The 18,625-nt window shown below is 42.3% G+C and carries 16 protein-coding genes; 11 read left to right on the top strand and 5 right to left on the bottom strand.

Annotated elements, in window-relative coordinates; genetic code table 11:
• Positions 1-68: 68 nt before the first annotated feature.
• Positions 69-701 carry an OmpW/AlkL family protein gene (locus tag ACMHKH_RS07775; RefSeq protein ID WP_413520072.1) on the bottom strand — a complete coding sequence of 211 codons (633 nt, stop codon included), beginning with the start codon at positions 699-701 and terminating at the stop codon, positions 69-71.
• A gap of 591 nt (positions 702-1,292) precedes the next feature.
• Between ACMHKH_RS07775 and ACMHKH_RS07780 the strand changes: the two genes are divergently transcribed.
• Positions 1,293-2,270 carry an ion transporter gene (locus ACMHKH_RS07780; RefSeq protein WP_413520073.1) on the top strand — a complete coding sequence of 326 codons (978 nt, stop codon included), beginning with the start codon at positions 1,293-1,295 and terminating at the stop codon, positions 2,268-2,270.
• A gap of 118 nt (positions 2,271-2,388) precedes the next feature.
• Here ACMHKH_RS07780 and ACMHKH_RS07785 read toward each other — a convergent pair whose 3' ends face one another.
• The 3 genes from ACMHKH_RS07785 to ACMHKH_RS07795 form a co-directional block, all read right to left on the bottom strand.
• The gene (locus ACMHKH_RS07785; protein ID WP_413520074.1) at positions 2,389-3,054 is read right to left on the bottom strand and encodes a TerD family protein; all 666 of its coding nucleotides are present in this window, start codon (positions 3,052-3,054) and stop codon (positions 2,389-2,391) included.
• An 81-nt stretch (positions 3,055-3,135) separates the two neighbouring features.
• The gene (locus tag ACMHKH_RS07790; RefSeq protein ID WP_413520075.1) at positions 3,136-4,272 is read right to left on the bottom strand and encodes a helix-turn-helix transcriptional regulator; all 1,137 of its coding nucleotides are present in this window, start codon (positions 4,270-4,272) and stop codon (positions 3,136-3,138) included.
• Between the two features lie 121 nt (positions 4,273-4,393).
• Positions 4,394-7,333 carry an AAA family ATPase gene (locus ACMHKH_RS07795; RefSeq protein ID WP_413520076.1) on the bottom strand — a complete coding sequence of 980 codons (2,940 nt, stop codon included), beginning with the start codon at positions 7,331-7,333 and terminating at the stop codon, positions 4,394-4,396.
• Positions 7,334-7,688: 355 nt separating this feature from the next.
• Between ACMHKH_RS07795 and rsmG the strand changes: the two genes are divergently transcribed.
• The 10 genes from rsmG to ACMHKH_RS07845 all read left to right on the top strand — a co-directional run bounded on the left by rsmG (position 7,689) and on the right by ACMHKH_RS07845 (position 17,481).
• Positions 7,689-8,405, top strand: coding sequence for a 16S rRNA (guanine(527)-N(7))-methyltransferase RsmG (gene rsmG / locus ACMHKH_RS07800; protein WP_413520077.1), 717 nt, complete (start codon positions 7,689-7,691; stop codon positions 8,403-8,405).
• 165 nt (positions 8,406-8,570) lie between these two features.
• Positions 8,571-9,350 carry a ParA family protein gene (locus ACMHKH_RS07805; protein WP_413520078.1) on the top strand — a complete coding sequence of 260 codons (780 nt, stop codon included), beginning with the start codon at positions 8,571-8,573 and terminating at the stop codon, positions 9,348-9,350.
• Between the two features lie 144 nt (positions 9,351-9,494).
• A complete protein-coding gene (locus tag ACMHKH_RS07810) occupies positions 9,495-10,622 on the top strand; it encodes a ParB/RepB/Spo0J family partition protein (RefSeq protein WP_413520079.1) in 1,128 nt (375 codons plus the stop codon).
• Between the two features lie 85 nt (positions 10,623-10,707).
• A complete protein-coding gene (locus ACMHKH_RS07815; RefSeq protein ID WP_413520080.1) occupies positions 10,708-11,436 on the top strand; it encodes a MotA/TolQ/ExbB proton channel family protein in 729 nt (242 codons plus the stop codon).
• A 71-nt stretch (positions 11,437-11,507) separates the two neighbouring features.
• Positions 11,508-11,939 carry an ExbD/TolR family protein gene (locus tag ACMHKH_RS07820; protein ID WP_413520081.1) on the top strand — a complete coding sequence of 144 codons (432 nt, stop codon included), beginning with the start codon at positions 11,508-11,510 and terminating at the stop codon, positions 11,937-11,939.
• A 198-nt stretch (positions 11,940-12,137) separates the two neighbouring features.
• Positions 12,138-13,835, top strand: coding sequence for a lipid A export permease/ATP-binding protein MsbA (msbA, locus tag ACMHKH_RS07825; RefSeq protein ID WP_413520088.1), 1,698 nt, complete (start codon positions 12,138-12,140; stop codon positions 13,833-13,835).
• Between the two features lie 2 nt (positions 13,836-13,837).
• The gene (lpxK, locus tag ACMHKH_RS07830) at positions 13,838-14,953 is read left to right on the top strand and encodes a tetraacyldisaccharide 4'-kinase (RefSeq protein WP_413520082.1); all 1,116 of its coding nucleotides are present in this window, start codon (positions 13,838-13,840) and stop codon (positions 14,951-14,953) included.
• Between the two features lie 63 nt (positions 14,954-15,016).
• Complete coding sequence (gene kdsB, locus ACMHKH_RS07835) at positions 15,017-15,811, top strand: 3-deoxy-manno-octulosonate cytidylyltransferase (protein WP_413520083.1); 795 nt, start codon at positions 15,017-15,019, stop codon at positions 15,809-15,811.
• 109 nt (positions 15,812-15,920) lie between these two features.
• The gene (locus tag ACMHKH_RS07840) at positions 15,921-17,024 is read left to right on the top strand and encodes a DNA polymerase III subunit delta' (RefSeq protein ID WP_413520084.1); all 1,104 of its coding nucleotides are present in this window, start codon (positions 15,921-15,923) and stop codon (positions 17,022-17,024) included.
• A gap of 109 nt (positions 17,025-17,133) precedes the next feature.
• Complete coding sequence (locus ACMHKH_RS07845; RefSeq protein WP_413520085.1) at positions 17,134-17,481, top strand: PilZ domain-containing protein; 348 nt, start codon at positions 17,134-17,136, stop codon at positions 17,479-17,481.
• A 110-nt stretch (positions 17,482-17,591) separates the two neighbouring features.
• Here the strand turns inward: ACMHKH_RS07845 and ppk2 are convergent.
• The coding region (gene ppk2, locus ACMHKH_RS07850; protein WP_413520086.1) for a polyphosphate kinase 2 at positions 17,592-18,625 on the bottom strand (1,034 nt) is incomplete at its 5' end.

Raw genomic sequence — 18,625 nt, forward strand, 5'->3', positions numbered from 1 at the left:
GACACAAAAAAGCCAGCAATTCAGCTGGCTTTTTTTATTCACAATCTTTAGCTTATAATTTTGCTAAATTAGAACTGTTTTACAAAAGCAACGCCATAAACCCAAGGGCTGATGTCGATTTCACCAATATCAGTACCATTTAAAGTGGCATCAGTTTTGATGTCCATATAGCGTGCATCAATACGGAAAGACTCAGTTGCAGCAAATGGGATATCAAGACCGATATGACCAGCAACACCGACGCTATCGTCAAGTTTTAAATCAAGACCTTCGCTATTATTAAGTTTTTCTTTGAAGAACATGGTGTAGTTCACACCAACACCAACGAACGGCTTCACGTTCATAGGTAAGTTATAGTCATCGAAGTGATATTGTAATGAAAGCGTTGGTGGTAAATGTTGAGTTTTACCTGTATATATTTCTTTACCATTAGCATTATTTAAAGTGAAGTCATGATGAAATGGAATCGCAGCGAGTAGCTCAACGCCAACGTTATTAGCGATAAAGTATTCACCACTGATCGTTGGACGTACATCGCCATCAACGTCAACAGATAAACCGTTATTCAAAGTGCCGTTATCACTTTTAGGATCAACATAGTGTGCGCCAGCGGCAACTGACCAAGTACCTGCAGGTACAGCAAAAGCGGTGGTCATAGTAAGGGCAGTAGCAGCAGCTAAAACTAGGGATTGTAGTTTCATCGTTTAATTCCTCAACGTTTAGATGATGGTCGCTAGCTTATAAGGATGGCATAAGTTAGCGATACATAGTGTCAGGCTAGGGATTAACCTGTAACATCTGCTATCTATTATACTACAAAAACCTTACTAAAAGTAAGGTTTTGAACGGAATGTTAAGATAATTCTATTTAAAGTTACAATTGGAATGGTCTATATACGTTAAAGTTTATGTCATATGTTAAGTGGGTTAATTGGTAGTTTCATTTATCGTTTTTAGTAGTATTGATACGCTGTTATTGTTAAAAGGATTTGCCTGTAAATTATGCTTGGCTACTGTAGTAATTCTCCACTGCGCTGTGAACATGCCCGCTCATTAATAGTGCTAGACCAAATAGATTCCTGTTGCCCAAACTGTGGGTTATTTTTAATATCTACCCAAAAAATTAGCCATAAGCTGCGTGCTGAAGAGCGGTTATTACGTATGGCCTTTTATGCAGTTGCCATCCTATTGATGATTGTCACCCACATTTATTATATAAAGTTTGTATAATCATACTTTCATAATGACTTTTTTGCTAAAATCAAATCGGTGTTAAACCGCATAGGGACGGCATGCTATTCCAATCTATACGGCGCTTGCGTCTTTTTGTCTATAATATTTTGCAAAACGATGAGCATGATACGCTCTTTAGTCGCTATGTTGATTATTTCCTTATTTTATTAATTATGGCAAACGTCACTGCCGTCATCGCCGAGTCTGTCGATAATTGGTATTATCCTTATCAAGAATACTTTACTTGGTTTGAGAACTTCTCAATTGTGATATTTTCTGTGGAATATCTGCTCCGTCTATGGAGTGTTGCTGAAGCAAAGCCAATCAATACCACATGGCGACAGCGCTGGGATTGGCTAAGAAGTCCCTCTGCATTGATTGATTTAATTGCTATTGCTCCTGCCTTTTTGAACTTCTTTGTCAGTATCGATTTGCGTTTCTTGCGAATTTTGCGCCTGTTCCGCATTCTTAAATTGACTCGTTATTTTGCTTCACTACGTATTTTGCTGGTGGTCATTAGTAAAGAAAAAGGTTCCTTTCAAGCGGTTATTTTTATATTAATAATCATGATTGTGACCGCATCTAGTGGTATTTATTTGGTGGAAAACCATGCACAGCCTGAGGAATTTGAGTCAATACCAAAAGCCATGTGGTGGGCGGTAGTTACACTAACGACGGTAGGTTATGGTGATGTAACACCGATTACTAATGCTGGCAAAATATTAGGGGCAGTTATTACTATATTGGGTGTGGGTTTAGCAGCATTGCCTGCCGGTATTTTGGCAACGGGTTTAGCAAATGAGCTCAGTCAGCGCCGTGAAGAGCTTGAACAAGACTTTCGAGGGCAGTTGATTGATAGCGATTTTGATTTGGTACAGAACCAAATGATGATTGAGAAAATACGCCGCGAGCTTGGCTTAGATAAAGAGCAAGCACAGGATATTGTACTGCAAGTGTTGCGTGAGCAAGAGCTTGAGCGTCGTGAAAGAGACGTGCAGCAAAAGAATTTTTGTCCGCACTGCGGTGAGCGCTTATAATAAAGCGATATCAGCTATCTAAGGTTTTCTTTTTATTGAATCGACTGTAGATAAAATAAAAAATGGTCAATCGCATTATAGAGCGCTTGACCATTTTTTATTATGCGTCACGTATTTTTTAGCTATAGATTGTTTGCGGAATCGGCAAAGCACGTGCTAATTCATGCGCTACTTGCTCTGCTGCTAGTGCCAAATCAGTTGCAGGAAGTGGTAGGTTCTGTACGGTTAGATGCCAGTCATCTACTTCTCGTCGTAAATGCGCAACCCATAGCGTCACGCAATCACGCGGTAGCTGCTTCAAATTCACTTCAAAAGAGCGGTTACCTTCATCATCACTTAGATGAATCTCACCTTTTTCAATTCTGGTAAAGGGTTGCCCATGATAGGAGTTGGCAATCAAAGCAATGTGGGTAATATGAGCAGGGATTTCATCCAGATATAGCCTGATTTGCTCTTGATCAAGCGGTGCAAGATACATTGCTTGGTCGCCGCGGTCTTTACCGTTTAGACTGTCGCCTTGGTGGCATATCGATTCGGCTTTATCACGCAGTTGTTTAAACCAAACCATATCGCTAATAGTGCAATCATTATCATATAGCACGCAAGCCAAATCAAGATCCATCGAGCCTGCATTTTTATTAAAACGCTTCTTTAGTTTTTTAAATACGCCTTTTTGCTCAATCTTGGTAAATTCATAATTGAGACCAAAAAACAAAGTACCTGCATCTAGACCTAACCCTCTTAAGCTGTCTGAAAGTAATGGCGATGAGTTAGTGGTTGACATAGTAATCCTTTTGATGCTTGGTTTTTTATGAAGGTGTTAGGTAGCTATAAAAGTGTCGGTTTAGAGTACGATAAAGGAAAGTTAGATATCATCTACTCTTTTATCTAATACCGCTTGATAAAGTAACGCTGGTTTGGCATCGAGCATACCATTGCCGAAACCTCGTAGCCACCAGACCAGCTGCGAGGTTAAGTTAACAGTTGCTTGTATGGTCAAGGTTTCATCGCTATTAATGGTGACAACTTGGTCATCACTGAGCTTGCTTTCGGTCAAGCTCTTGCCAGCTTGTTTGGCAAATTGTAGCTCAATTGCTGTATATTTACCATGATTGGGCAGTTGGCTGAATAAAGGATGGCTAAAGCCCATGCCACCTGCATCTAGATAATTATCGAGTTGGAAGTTATCAGGCGTTTTTGCGGCGCTATCTAATATCTCAACACTAGCAAATCGATGTAAGGCAAAGGTGCGAATAATATTCTCATTATCATCAGTGCGGGTCGCGAGCAGATAAATAATCACCCCACGTTGGATAATGGCGACAGGATTGAGAGTATATTCGCTAGCTTGTGATTGATTGCTACGCGTATAGCAGGCTTTGATCTGTAGTTGATAAAATAAAGCATGATAAATATTATCTTTACTGTCCAAATCGATATGCGGCGCAATCAAAGGCTGAGTTGCAGGTTCAATACGAACCCTATCAATCCAGGAATGGGTCACTTTACTATTTTTGAGCTGGCGACGTGCCAAATCAAACCAAGGAAATAGCTCATCAAGGATAACGGGCGGTAGCAGCTGACTGAGATTGGCTTCCACCATATTAAAGGCGACCGCTTGCGATAAATTCATATGCGGCAAGCTTTGTAGCGGTGCATCATCTTCCCAGCGCCAGCCTTGTGGATTAGCATTATTTTTTTCGATAGGAAAGCGTTTGGCAAGAGCATTTAGGTCTCGCTGTACCGTACGTAAACTGATATCAAAACCTGCCAATATCAACTGCTCATAAACATGGGTGGTGCCGACCCAGCGATTACGCTGTAATTGTGACAGTACTTGCCACTGCCGCGCTGTTGTTGCGGCGCCATGACGACTATCGGCTGTATCAGCTGCGGCTTTATTCTCTAAAGGCTCAACAGTGTTTGCTTGCTCATTAGTAGCCTGTTGGTTGTCGCGATTATTGTTGTCAGTATGAGCAATGTCGGTATGAGATATAGTCATGAAAAGATAACCTTTGTAATGTCACGATTATAAAGTCAGCGGGTCATTCGCATTATGATGAGCATGGCAGGACATCAAGAGATTATCATTGCAGAGCATTATAGATGAATCACGCTAGATATTAGGGTGCTTCATCTATAATGATTTCTTCTACGATGATGTCATCGTCCTCTTTGATAAGCTGATCTTTAATAGCTTTGTCTTTCTTAGCTACTTTCTTTTTATCTTTTTCCTTTTGGCGTTTGGCTTTGCGCTTTTTTTTAGCTTTCTTTTTTGATTTTCTATCATCAATGTCATCATCTGCGTTTTGGTTTTCATCCCAGAGCATCAAACGACTTAATACTTTACCAAACAGTGTCTCTTTACGATAGCGACCTTTTTTATTCATCGTATCAATAGGTAAACCTGTCATCAAGGTAAGCGCGTCATTCAAGGTATGTACGCCATAGATATGAAAGCTACCTGCTTTGACAGCGGCAATAATATCGTCACGCAGCATGAGCTGCTTAACGTTTGCCATAGGAATAACCACCCCTTGCTGCCCAGTCAATTCTTGCTCGCGGCAAGCATCAAAGAAACCAGCAATCTTAGAATTGATGCCACCGACAGCTTGTACTTCACCGAGCTGATTCATGGAACCTGTAATTGCTAAAGATTGATTGATAGGTACGTTTGCTAAGGCAGATAATAGGGCGCAGCCTTCACTGACGGTTGCGCTATCACCATCAATATGCGCATAGCTTTGCTCAAAAGCCAGTGAAGCACTAAAGTTTAGTGCATGGTGCTGACTAAATAATGCTCGTAAGTAGCTGGTCATAATCAGCATACCTTTAGCGTGTAAACTACCGCCCAAGTCAACATCACGCTCGATATCTAGGATCTCACCAGTACCGATATTTGGCTGAATCACCGCTGTCAGACGGGCAGGCATACCAAACTCACTATCGGCATAACTTACCACGGTTAAAGCGTTAACTTGTCCAACTGCATCGCCTTGGGTTTGAATAAGTTGCTGACCATTTTTAAGCTCATCCCAATAGAGATCGCGCAAATAGCCTGAGCGCTCGTCCATATCTTCGATTGCTTGTACCACATGCTTGGCACTGACAATATTTTGTCCCCACAAACGCGCATGGCGGTTTGATTCATGTAATAACTTAATAAGTAAGTCGCTATGTAAACTCAGACGATCTTGGTCTTCTGCTTGCAAACTTAAATGCTCAAGTAGAGCAGCTTGTGCGCTTCTGTCAAACGGATACAAATTGGCATAGTCGATGATATCGGCCATTTTACCAATCAGCGCTAGCTCGTGTTCATGGGTGCGCACTACATCATCGTGAAAATCAGCACGTACCTTAAACACCGCATCAAACTCGGGCTCAAGCTCTAATAATTCATAATATAAATCGGCTTCACCTAATAAAATAACTTTTATATCAAGATCAATTGGCGCAGGTGATAATGATAAGCTGCCTGTTAAGGTCAGCATTTGCTCAAGGCTAGAGAGTTTAATTTTACGAGACTGTAGTGCACGCTTAAGACCCTGCCATGCATAAGGATGTTCAAGCAGATGGCTGGCTTCTAAGAGCAGATAGCCACCATTAGCACGATGTAGAGCACCTGCACGAATCATGCTGACATCAGTAGTGACTGTACCTAGTTGGGTAATTTGTTCAACATGACCTAATAAGTTTAGATGAGTAGGCAGGTCTTCAAAGATAACTGGCGCACCGCTGTCAGGCTCATGGCTAATAATGACATTAACCGCATAGCGGCTCGGTGTTGTGGCAAGCAGCGCTGTCACAAACTCTTCATCGTCACCATTCACAATACGCTCGACATGAGTCACCATATCAGTAAAGATCGTCTTTAAATATTTAACGACCAGTGGCTCGGCAGCAAACTGCTCATAAAGAGGGGTAAATAATGGTTGTAGCGCACGCTCTGCAATATTACGATGCAATAATTCAATGGCATCATTGGCCTCATCTTCTAATTGCTCTAAAGCAATGGTCAGCTGACTGAGGCGCTTTTGCATGTGGTTTTTTTGCGCAAAATTATTTAGCTCAGTTTCATATTCACTACCGTAGGCGTTATTATCAGTTTCAGTAACAGGCGTATCGTTGCTTGCGGTATCTGTATTTTTATCCTGATTAAACACCCTTTTATCTTTAGCAACAGCATTATAAACATTGTCGATATTTTCTGTCGGTAGCTGGCTTGGGTGCACAAAAATAGCTTTATTATCAAAGGGGCGGAAGGTTAACGCTAAATCGTACTGTTTGCCCTCAGCATTGAGCGCATCATAGGCGTGGCTTTCTTTTTGATGGGTGTCATTTTTGATGGCTTCGATTTTGCTTTGATATTGGTCGCTACGAAAGCGTTGGCTGAGCCGTTTTTTGGCTTGCTGCCATAAATTATTGACCTGTTGCTGCAAGATAGCAGCTTGACCAGCAGGTAAGCGCAGCGCTAAAGGCGTACGAGGATCGGTAAAATTGTGTACGTAAGCCCAATCATCTGGCGTCGGTGCATCAGCAGCAATAAGAGTGAGCAAGCGACTAATGATGGTGCGCTTACCCAAGCCATTTTCGCCAGCAGCAAACACATGATAGCCACTGGCATGAATATCTAGGGCGGTGTGTAATGCCTTTAGCGCTCGCTGTTGTCCAAAACCGATGTCTAAATCTGGCGCGCTGCGGGTATCTGCTGGTAGTAAGCTAGACTTGCTATAACGTTTAAGTTGTTTCGCCGCCACAAGACAGCGCTCGGAAACCTCTATAAATATAGGGTGCGGTGTAATAGGCGCATCAGTAGCGTCAGGGTTGTTTTCTTTTTCCGTCGACTTATGAGCCGCTTTTTTACGTTTTAATCTTTTATCTGATTTTTTCTTATCTAAGAGATTTTTATCCAATGGTTTTTTATTGGCTGATGACTCTTTATTGGCTAACTGCTCTTTAGAGCAATGCTTGTCATTTGAGTTATTAGCAGGCATGGTAGCATCTGCGCAATCGCTGACATCTAGTTGGTCTTTATTCAGGGGTATGTTTGGCTGTTCTGTCATAGGAATAGGGTCAGTCGCTTAAAGGTATTAAATGGTGTTGGATGTTAAGTATGTTTTTTATTGGGTTATGACTATATTAGGATTTATATTAATAGAACATCTTACAAGATATCGCTATTTTTTAAAGCAGTCATTGAACGCAATTTTGTATCATAGACTATAATGTATGAGCGAATAAAGTTTTGCTGATAGCAACTGATAAATAGTAGAGTTAGGGGAGTCGATGCTGAATAACGGCTCAATATAGGCGCAGATAGTATAAGATGGCGCACATTGGCTCAATCTGCAACTATTCAATCAGCAGCCTGCATGATAAAATAGACGGTTCACATGTCAAAACTGGATAACATCTTGTATGTCAGACTCTACTAAAACTTCTTTAACCTCTGCTAACACGGCAATTATCCATATTGACCCAACCGGCTTTGTAAAGCTCGGTGATAAGCTGCCGACATTGGCAAATATATTAGCGCAAGCGATAGATGAGCTGGGTCTTACATTGAGTGCCCAGCAGCAGAGCAGCTTATTATTATATTTAGACCAGCTTTTATTATGGAATAAAGCGTATAATCTGACCGCGATTACGGATCCGGTAGATGCGCTTATCAAACATGTCATCGATTGTTTGGCTATTATACCTCATTTACCTTTAGGGTCGCTGCTTGATATCGGGACTGGCGCCGGTTTACCAGCAGTGATTATTGCCATCTGTCAGCCTGAGCGCCCATGTACAGCGCTTGATAGCAATCAGAAAAAGATCCGTTTTATTAAGCAAGTCAGTAGCGAGCTTGGTTTGAGTAACATGCAACCTATCGCCTCACGTATTGAGGCGTACGAAGCAAGCTATGATGTGGTTACCTCGCGCGCGTTTGCCAGTCTGATAGACTTTGTTGCTGTTGCCCAGCCACGATTAGCGGATAATGGTTACTTGTGTGCCATGAAAGGTAAAGTGCCAAGCGAAGAAGAGCTACATGCTTTAAGCAGCGACTGGCAGTTTAAGACTATTAAGCTGAACGTGCCACGTTTACATGATAGTCGTCATTTAATTGAATTGTCTTATAAAAATGTCTAAGCTATGAGCACGCTATTTATTATGAAACTATCTTATTTGATGGTGAGATAGCATATTTTATGATGAAATAACCTCTGTGCCAATGTTTATAGCAATGTTTAAGCTTTAGGTAAAAGAGCGCGTTAGTAAAATCAGTAATAGATCCTAATTAAATTGAGTGAGTGTATGGAAATCATAGCGATTGCGAATCAAAAAGGCGGAGTGGGCAAAACCACAACGGCGGTAAATTTGACCGCCAGTTTGGCTGCCAAACGCAAGCACGTATTGTTGATTGACTTAGACCCACAGGGCAATGCTACCAGTGGTACGGGTGTCGATAAAAATGACCTCGCACTGACCATAGCAGATGTGCTTCTCGATGGCGTGTCTTTATCTGATGCGATTGTCAATAGTCCAGCAGGGTTTGATGTTATCGGTGCCAATCGTGATTTGGCAGGTATGGACATCACTTTGATGAGCAAAACCAACAGTCACGAGCTATTTAAAACGGCAATGGCAGATTTGGTTGATGCGCAAATAGCGGCAGAAAAACCTGCCTATGATTATGTGATTATCGATTGCGCGCCAAGTTTAAACTTATTGACGATTAATGCGTTGGTGGCGACGGATAGCGTTATTATTCCGATGCAGTGTGAGTATTATGCGCTAGAAGGCTTGGCGGATTTATCGCAAACGATAGAGCGCTTGACGGAATTAAACCCTAAGTTATATATTCGCGGTGTCGTCAGAACGCTATTTGATGCGCGTAATACGTTAGCTCGTGACGTGTCCGCTGAGTTAGAAGCGCACTTTGGTGAAGTTATGTATAACACTATTATCCCAAGAAACATCCGTTTGGCAGAAGCGCCTGCGCATGGTCTACCTGTCATTGCTTATGAGAGATGGTCGAAAGGTGCGCGTGCTTATCAAAAATTGGCCGCTGAAGTCATGAAACAAAGTCGCTAGTTATCTTGTTATAAGAGAAAATGATCAATTATGAAATAATGGGTCATTAGAAAAAGCAGCCAGATAACAGAACAGCAGATATCGTATTTATCATTAAATTTAAAAACATTTGGCTTATATTTTAGCGTTAGAGGATAGGTAATCATGGCGAAGAAAAGAGGGTTGGCTGCCAATCGAGGCTTAGATGCCTTATTAGGGTCAATCAAAAAAGAAAAGCAAATTACCGCCTCTGCCTTGCAAGACGATATGACTGCGCGCGAGCAGGCTTTGCCAATAGATAACGCTAATACAAAGACGGCTGTTAAAATGCCTGAAACGACTGTTAATGCCAATTTTTCAGTCAAGTCATCTGCTTCTGAGCCCAAAGACAATAGCCCGCGTAAAGCCCGTGAAGCGCGTACCTTGAATAAAAGTGTTGCCAATGGTACCCGTGTAAACGCGAGCGAAAATAACGGCTCTGAAGACCAAATCAGTTTGGTGCAGATTGATGTCGCTCGTTTGCAAGCTGGTAAGTATCAGCCTCGCCGTGATATGAGTGAAACGGCATTGGCAGAGTTGGCCTCTTCTATTGAACAGCATGGCGTTATGCAGCCGATTGTCATTCGTCCATTGCTCGCCACAGAAGACAAAAGCGAAGCCTTTGTTACCCATGAAATCATCGCCGGTGAGCGCCGTTGGCGTGCAGCAAAAATGGCAGGCAAGTCCGTTATTCCAGCCATTGAGCGTGCTTTGTCAGATGAGCTGGCGATTGCCCTCGCATTGATTGAAAATATCCAGCGTGAAGACCTATCAGTGATTGAACAAGCAGCGGCACTGCAGCGTTTCCATACGGAATTTGGCATGAGTCATGCCATGATCGCCGAAGTCGTCGGTAAAGCCCGTACGACGGTATCAAACCTTTTACGCTTGAATCAATTACACGACACAGTCAAAGATCATTTGGCGACCAGTGCTCTAGATATGGGTCATGCGCGTACGCTTTTAGCGTTGTCATCTGAGCAGCAGCCTATCATTGCCCAAAAGATTATTGATGGTGGGATGACAGTACGCGAAGCTGAAAAACTTGTTAAATCTATTTTGCAGCCAATGCCAAAAGTCAGTCGCGCCGAACAAGTGCAATCTCGTGATGTTGAGCGTTTGACGCAGCGACTGACGGATATGCTCGGTGCGGAAGTGAAGCTTAAACACAAAAAAGATGGACAGGGCAGCGTTGAGATATTCTTCCACAGCCAAGATCAATTAGCCGCTTTAATTAAGCATATGGAAGCATAGGCTTAAGGTGTTGCATACCTTTTTTTATCCTTATTTAAGCAATACTGATAGCAGCTGGTTTATCAAAATATAGAAGAGAGTTGATATGTGGGAGTTGGTAAAAGCGGGTGGTTGGCTCATGACACCTATCGTCTTGTGCTCAATTTTGGCATTGGTGATTATTATTGAGCGTAGCCATACTTTACAGTTTAATAAGGTTGCTCCTAATAGATTGCGTGAACAGCTGATAACACGCCTTCGTGAAAATGGCGATATCGGTCGTACTCAGCTCATGAATGTCAAAGAAAAGACTGCGCTAGGTGATATTCTAGCAACGGGTCTGCTGTATCGCCAATATGGCTTAGAGTCGATGACCATGCATATGCAGAACCGTGCCAGCGTACAAGTGCATCAGTTAGAAAAAAATATCAATATGCTCGGTACTATTGGCGCTATTGCGCCTCTGCTTGGTTTATTGGGCACAGTACTGGGTATTATTTCATCGTTCTTAGCGATTACTGATGGAGCAATGCAAGACCCAACGATGCTTGCTGCGGGTGTATCACAGGCATTGATTACCACTGCTGCCGGTATGATGGTTGCTATACCAGCATTGATCGCTTATCGTTATTTTCAGCGCCGGATTATTGATATTAATGCTCAATTTGAGACTCAAGCTGGGCTCATGATTCAAGAGTTGTATGATTATAAATTATTAGAGCACAATTATGGTTTTAATGCGCCAGCGCAAAACATAGTGGTGGATGACGGTGTAGAAGAAAAGCGTTTAATTGATGGTTTGGATTTAGATAAAATAGCGCCTGCTACTTTTTGAAGATGGCAATATAGTAGCCATGATAATCCTACATTGAGCCTATTGGTATCAAGTATATTTAAGAGAGTGACATGCGCTTTAGAAAACCAACCGTTGAGCCACTTGAAATTAATCTGACCCCGATGATTGATTGTTTATTGTTTTTAATCGTGTTTTTGCTACTAGCAACCTCGTTTAATCACTTTAGCCGCTTGAATATTATTTTGCCTGAAGCTGAAGGGGTAGCGTTGACCGAAGAGAAAAACAGTATCGAAGTAGCCGTGCAAGAAGACGGTAGCTATTTGGTCAATGGTATTACTCTTGCCAGTAGTAATGAAGCGGAGCTCACAAGCATGTTGCAGCAAGAGGCAGGTAGTAATCGCGATATACTGTTTGTGATTGCCGCTGATGCTAATGCCACCCATCAATCAGTGGTGCGGGTAATGGATATTGCTGGTAAATTGGGCTTTCTAAATATAAACATCAGTACTGTTGTGCCACTTGGTCAAGCATTACCGCAATAAATATAAATCGTATTTTAAAATGCGATAAATAATATGATTAAGCGCTACTATTCCATTAGTGCTATCCATTTCTATTCTTACACCTAAATTGAGGCTTTTATGAGCCAAGCTTACCAACCTGACTCTACAAAAACTTCTGCTAAAACGCTGATAGCATCAACATCGGTGACCTTGAATCCGCCTAAAAGCAAGACCCTAATGCGTTTATTGGCTTATTTAAAACCATACTGGTGGGCTATATTGCTCACCATTATTGGTTTTGCTATCAATGCTGCTACTGAGATTTGGATTGCTAAACTCTTACAATATATCACTGATGCTATCAATCAGAATGATCAAAGTAAGCAGGATTTATTTCCGTTTATTATTGTACTGTTGTTCTTTGTGCGCGGTGTAGGTAGCTTTTTAGGTAATTACTATACGGCATTGGTATCGCGAAACTTAGTGTATGAGCTACGCGTAGAGGTATTCAATAAGCTGCTGCGTCTGCCAAGTTCTTTCTATTTAGCTAATCCAGCAGGAACAATTTCATCGAAGCTTATTTTCGACGTTGAGCAAGTGACCGCTGCTAGTACCGATTCGATGAAAACGTTATTACGTGACGGTCTAACCGTGGTTGCCTTGATGGGCTTTTTGCTTTATAGCAACTGGCGTTTGACGCTGATTTTATTCGTTGTGCTGCCACCAATATTATGGCTGATTCGCGTGGCCTCAAAGCGTTATCTAAAGCTTTCTAAAGGTATCCAAGAAACGATGGGGGGTGTTAGTCATATTACCAATGAAGTTATCAATGGCTATCAGGTGGTCAAGAATTATGGTGGACAAGCGTACGAGTCTAAGCGCTTTGATATAACGTCTAAGAAAAACCTACGCCAAGGAATGAAGGTGGTTGTTACTAATAGCATCAATACTCCAGCGGTACAGTTATTGATGGCAATAGCAATGGCAGTCGTGGTTTGGCTAGCGTTACGTCCTTCGGTGATAGATGATATCTCAGCAGGTCAGTTTATCTCGTATATTGCTGCGGCCGGACTGTTGAGTAAGCCAGTACGTTCATTGACGGATGTCAATCAACAGTTACAAAGAGGGCTTGCGGCAGGTGAGTCGATATTTGCTCTACTAGATGAGCCCGAAGAAGAAGACACTGGTGTGTTAAGTCCAGCCTTGGTAGGTGAGATAAAACTAGATAATGTCAGTTTGGTTTATCCAGACTCAACTGTAGCACTAAGTAACTTTAACTTGGATATACGTGCAGGCGAGACAGTAGCATTAGTTGGACGTAGTGGCGCAGGAAAGTCATCTTTAGTTAATTTGCTGACGCGTACCTTATCGACTTCTTCAGGGCAGATTACCTTAGATGGTATGCCGATTGAAGACATCAAACTTGAAAGCTTGCGTGCTCAGATTGCGATGGTCAATCAACAAGTAGTGCTATTTAATACCACAGTTTTTAATAATATTGCCTACGGTAGTTTGGCTCACAAAACTCCAGCTGAAGTTGAGCAAGCCGCAAAAGATGCCTTTGCTCATGATTTTATTATGCAAATGCCAAATGGCTATCAAAGTGAAATCGGTGCTGAAGGTTTACAGCTATCTGGCGGTCAGCGTCAGCGTTTATCGATTGCTCGTGCACTATTGAAAGATGCGCCAATTTTAATATTAGATGAAGCAACCAGTGCGTTAGATAATGAGTCTGAACACTACATTCAAAAAGCGCTTGATAATATTATGAAAGATCGCACAACACTGGTTATTGCGCATCGATTGACCACTATTGAGTCTGCTGATCGAATAGCCGTATTAGACGCTGGTCAAATCGTTGAGATTGGGACTCATGCTGAGCTAATGCAACTGCATGGTCATTATGCGCAAATGTATGCGCGTGATTTTGAATAATCATGAATATTGAAACCATTATAACGCGCGCATGGCAACGTCAAGCAGCTTGGCTTTGGCTGCTACTACCATTTAGCTGGCTGTATGCACTGTTGATGATACTGCGCCGTCAAGCTTATAAAATAGGTATTTTTGCTAGTTACCGTGCGCCTATTCCAGTTATAGTCATTGGTAATATCACCGTTGGCGGTAGTGGCAAGACGCCGCTGATTATTGCTCTGGTTTATCATCTGCAGCAGCAAGGTATAAAGGTTGGCGTTATCAGTCGCGGTTATGGTGGTGATAGCAGCCAGATGCCAGCATTGGTTAGCGCAGAAAGCTCACCTAAGTTAGTAGGGGATGAGCCATGTCTAATAGTCAGTATGACAGGAGCGGCAATGTCGGTATGCCCTAACCGGCAGCAAGCAATTACTACTTTGCTAGAGTCTTATCCAGACTTACAGTTAATTATCGCTGATGATGGCTTACAGCATTATGCTTTGCAATGCGATATTGAATGGATAGTCGTAGATGCGGCACGCGGCTTTGGTAATAAACAGCTGCTACCGACAGGATTTTTACGTGAGCCCATATCGCGCTTAAAAGGTGCTAATATCATTTATCATCAAAAGGTAGCTCCTTTATCCAATTCTGATGATAAATATGATTTTGATAGTGCTGCTATGAAGCCTTTAACGATGCACCTACAGCCCGATACTTTAGAGTTATTATGGTCATTTGATACTGAGAAAGAGGTGTTGGAAAACGGTGATAGGACGCTTCCTAAGAGTGGCTGTCAGGTACATGCAGTCAGTGGTATTGGTTATCCGCAGCGTTTTTTCGATACTTTGACTTGGCTTGGTTTTGAAGTTATCCCGCATTCTTATCCTGATCATTACGATTTTAGTCTGACAGAATTACTGCAGTATGCTGAGCATCCTATTATTGTGACCAGTAAAGATGCCGTAAAAATCAAGGCTTTGTTGATACAAACGATTGGCGATAAGGTGCTGAGTGATGAATATAAGGCATTACTCAGCAGATTATGGGTATTGCCAGTTAATGCAGTGCTGTCTGATAATTGCTATGATGTTTTGCAACAGCAATTACGAGCGTTGAATATCGTTAAGAGCGCTTAAAATTCTGAGAAAAAAATGCCTAGTATGTATATTTTCAATTGAACATATTTTTAGGAATAAGCTATGTCAGCTCTTATGCCAATTAAAACTCACATTGTCATTCCTGCGCGTCTAAAAAGCACTCGTTTGCCGAACAAGCCATTATTAAATATCCACGGCAAGCCGATGATACTTTGGGTTGCTGAGAAGGCAAAACTGGCAGATTTTGCTGATGATATGTGTATTGCGACCGATGATGAGTCGATTGCTAAAGTCTGTCTAGATGCAGGTTTTGATGTGGTGATGACCAGCAGTGAGCACGCTTCAGGCACTGACCGCTTGGCTGAAGTAGCTGCTATCAAAGGTTGGGCTGCACATGACATAGTGGTGAATATGCAAGGCGATGAGCCACTGGTGCCGCCATTATTGCTAGGGCAAGTCAAAACATTATTGGTGCAAGACGCAGAGAGTGTCATGGCAACTTTATGTGAGCCTATCGAAGATTATGATACTTTTATGCGCCCGTCTGTGGTCAAGGTTGTCAGCCAAAATACCAATAACCAGCAGCGAGCACTTTATTTTAGTCGTGCGCCGATTCCTTGTAGTCGTGATATGGCCTTGGCTGATAAAGGGAATAAGCCAGCACCAGAAAACGCCTATCGTCATTTAGGTTTATACGCTTATCGCGTCAGTCTGCTACAGCAGTTTGTTCACTGGTCACAAACGCCGCTTGAGATATTAGAAAGCTTAGAGCAGTTACGGATATTAGAAAATGGTGGGAAAATTGCGATTGCCAAAGCGGCCTGTCTATTGCCAGCAGGGGTTGATACGCAAGAGGATTTGGATCGTCTAAATGCGATGAGTATCTCTGATTTTTAAAATAAGCGATATAAAATAGCCTAAGTGAAAAAATATAATAAATACTGTTTTTATTTATAATAATTCTAATGAAAAATATTAAACAATAGCCATGAGTGAGCGGGAAAATATGACTGATGATATTTATTTTACGCCACTGCTCCCATGGCAACAGCTGCTTTGGTCGCAGTTGACGCAGCGCGTATTGGCGCCGCAGCAATCTTTACCTCATGCGCTATTAGCCGCTGGAATGCAAGGCATGGGTAAACGTGCGTTCGTCTGGCGCTTGGTAGCTTGGCTGTTATGTCGCGCGCGTGATGAGCGTCCACTAGGGGCGTGCGGTCATTGTGAAAGCTGTCAATGGTTGAGATCTGGTACACATCCAAGCTTGCAAGCGTTGCCATTAGTCAGTTTACCTATTAGTGCTGATAATATTCATAAGCAGCAAGAAGTGGCAAGTAGCACAGCAAAAGATAAAAAATCCACTAAAGCCACGAGTAATGCTTCATTAAAAATAAAGGTAGATGAGATTCGTGCTTTGCAGCCTTTTATCTATCAAGGCGGGCATGGCATGCGCATTTGCGTACTCGATCACGCTGAACAGATGACGATTGCTGCAGCCAACGCCTTACTTAAAACCTTGGAAGAACCACAAGCGCAAGTGTATTTATTTCTGATTAGTGATGCGCCCTCACAGCTGCTACCTACTATCAAAAGCCGTGTTCAGCAGCTAGCGTTGCAGAGAATCGATCCTGCTGTCGCGCTAGATTATGTGACTCAAGCACTTGGTAGTACGGTCAATCGTGAAGCAGTCGGCGCGGCTGCCATTGAGCAACTTATCCAGTTGGCGAATGGCGCACCTTTGGCTGCCATTACGCTTGCTCAGGCGCCATGGTATAGTAAGCGTGCGCTATGGTTGACGACATGGCAGGCATTACGTAGTGGTAAACGCAGTAGCATAGCAGCAAGCGATTATTGGCAAAATCAGCTTAGTATTGATGAATTTATCCAATTGTCTGAGCTGATGCTACTCGATATGCGCCGTGTTTTGTTAGGGTTTGAAGCCTTGCAAAAGGACGTTAAATTAGCCGCAATTTTGCAAGACCATCAACCAAGCGATAGTGGGCTAGAGCGTCTTTCATATAGCTTACAACAGACGAAAATCGCACTACAACAAAATGTGCAAGAAAAATTTTCCTATGATAAGCTGATGCAAGAATTGGTCTATTTATAATAAATAAGGCTAATGAGAGATATCATATTTATAGCTGGTATTCTAATCTTGTACATCATTAATCATCTATTAAAAATACTGTTAACCTCATAGATAAAGGAAGCTGATTATGGCAATGCCAGGACGTGGTGGGATTTTAACCTGTCATATTGAAAATATGGATATGTTATATGCAAGCTATCTGTCTTTTGTTACTAATGGGGCTTTGTTTATACCGTCTGAGCGCCCGCAAAAACTGGGCGATGAAGTTTTTATTGCGGTGACTTTGCCTAATTCTAGTGAACGTTTACCGATGAATGGTAAGGTGGTTTGGATTAATTCTAAATCCCAAAGTGGTCGACCAGCAGGTTTTGCCGTACAGATCGGCACTGACATGTCGGGGCTAAGAATCAAAAACGAAGTTGAACGTCTACTGGCGGGTAAAATTGATAGTTTACAAGCGACTTATACTATGTAGGTATTATTTATACTATGTAGATATTATGCTTAGTATCAGATAAAAAAACAGCCTTATACTCCTATAAGGCTGTTTTGCTATTAGTGATATGTTATGAGAGAAGAACACCATTAATAACGCGGCGGTACATACATATCATCAGGAATAGGCTCGCGATAGTACTCATCATCACGCTTGCGTTCAGGCAGTTCTACCTCATCGCGCGGCACTTCTTTATAAGGGATTTGCTCAAGTAAATGGGCAATACAATTGAGCCTAGCGCGTTTTTTATTATTGCCTTCAACCACCCACCAAGGCGCTTGAGGAATATGTGTGCGCTCAAACATCGTCTCTTTTGCCTTAGTATAATCTTCCCAGCGTCGCCTCGATTGTAAATCCATTGCCGAGAGCTTCCATTGTTTGAGTGGGTCATGAATGCGGCTCATAAAGCGCGAATGCTGTTCATCATCGGTAATTGAAAACCAGTATTTTACCAAGCGGATACCCGAACGGACGAGCATGCGCTCAAACTCAGGTACTGATTGAAAAAACTCTTCATACTGTGCATCCGTACAAAAGCCCATCACGCGCTCGACACCCACACGGTTATACCAGCTGCGATCAAATAAAACAATCTCGCCCGCCGCTGGCAGATGTGCTACATAACGCTGAAAATACCACTGTGATTGTTCGCGCTCAGTTGGTGCAGGTAGGGCGGCAACTCGGCAAACACGAGGATTCAAGCGCTGAGAGATACGCTTGATAGCACCGCCTTTACCCGCAGAATCTCGTCCTTCAAATATCACCACAATGCGCTCACCACGATCAACTACCCAATCTTGTAGCTTAATCAGCTCACGTTGCAGGCGTAGTAGCTCTTGAAAGTAGGTACGGCGATCGAGCTTTTCTTGCTCACTCATCGCGCGTCCATCAAAACGAAAGTCACGCACATAATCGTCTATCTCATTCTCAAGCTCTTCATCGTAGTCATCTATCAAGTCCTGATGCATCTTGCGGCGTAGCTCATCGCTATATACTTCTTTATCCATATGTTCAATAACGCTATCTTGCTCAGGTATGCTTAAGTCATTGCTCTCTTTTTGGTTTAAGGATGTTGGGTCAATCGCTGAGGGTATGTTGCCCATATTTCGCTCCTTTTTAATAG

The organism is Psychrobacter glacincola, from assembly GCF_965118485.1.
Lineage (GTDB): Bacteria > Pseudomonadota > Gammaproteobacteria > Pseudomonadales > Moraxellaceae > Psychrobacter > Psychrobacter glacincola_D.

Excerpts from the sequence above, each read along its gene's own strand:
- ACMHKH_RS07775 (WP_413520072.1), bottom strand. The coding sequence starts at position 701 with ATGAAACTACAATCCCTAGTTTTAGCTGCTGCTACTGCCCTTACTATG.
- ACMHKH_RS07780 (WP_413520073.1), top strand. The coding sequence starts at position 1,293 with ATGCTATTCCAATCTATACGGCGCTTGCGTCTTTTTGTCTATAATATT.
- ACMHKH_RS07785 (WP_413520074.1), bottom strand. The coding sequence starts at position 3,054 with ATGTCAACCACTAACTCATCGCCATTACTTTCAGACAGCTTAAGAGGG.
- ACMHKH_RS07790 (WP_413520075.1), bottom strand. The coding sequence starts at position 4,272 with ATGACTATATCTCATACCGACATTGCTCATACTGACAACAATAATCGC.
- ACMHKH_RS07795 (WP_413520076.1), bottom strand. The coding sequence starts at position 7,333 with ATGACAGAACAGCCAAACATACCCCTGAATAAAGACCAACTAGATGTC.
- rsmG (WP_413520077.1), top strand. The coding sequence starts at position 7,689 with ATGTCAGACTCTACTAAAACTTCTTTAACCTCTGCTAACACGGCAATT.
- ACMHKH_RS07805 (WP_413520078.1), top strand. The coding sequence starts at position 8,571 with ATGGAAATCATAGCGATTGCGAATCAAAAAGGCGGAGTGGGCAAAACC.
- ACMHKH_RS07810 (WP_413520079.1), top strand. The coding sequence starts at position 9,495 with ATGGCGAAGAAAAGAGGGTTGGCTGCCAATCGAGGCTTAGATGCCTTA.
- ACMHKH_RS07815 (WP_413520080.1), top strand. The coding sequence starts at position 10,708 with ATGTGGGAGTTGGTAAAAGCGGGTGGTTGGCTCATGACACCTATCGTC.
- ACMHKH_RS07820 (WP_413520081.1), top strand. The coding sequence starts at position 11,508 with ATGCGCTTTAGAAAACCAACCGTTGAGCCACTTGAAATTAATCTGACC.
- msbA (WP_413520088.1), top strand. The coding sequence starts at position 12,138 with ATGCGTTTATTGGCTTATTTAAAACCATACTGGTGGGCTATATTGCTC.
- lpxK (WP_413520082.1), top strand. The coding sequence starts at position 13,838 with ATGAATATTGAAACCATTATAACGCGCGCATGGCAACGTCAAGCAGCT.
- kdsB (WP_413520083.1), top strand. The coding sequence starts at position 15,017 with ATGTCAGCTCTTATGCCAATTAAAACTCACATTGTCATTCCTGCGCGT.
- ACMHKH_RS07840 (WP_413520084.1), top strand. The coding sequence starts at position 15,921 with ATGACTGATGATATTTATTTTACGCCACTGCTCCCATGGCAACAGCTG.
- ACMHKH_RS07845 (WP_413520085.1), top strand. The coding sequence starts at position 17,134 with ATGGCAATGCCAGGACGTGGTGGGATTTTAACCTGTCATATTGAAAAT.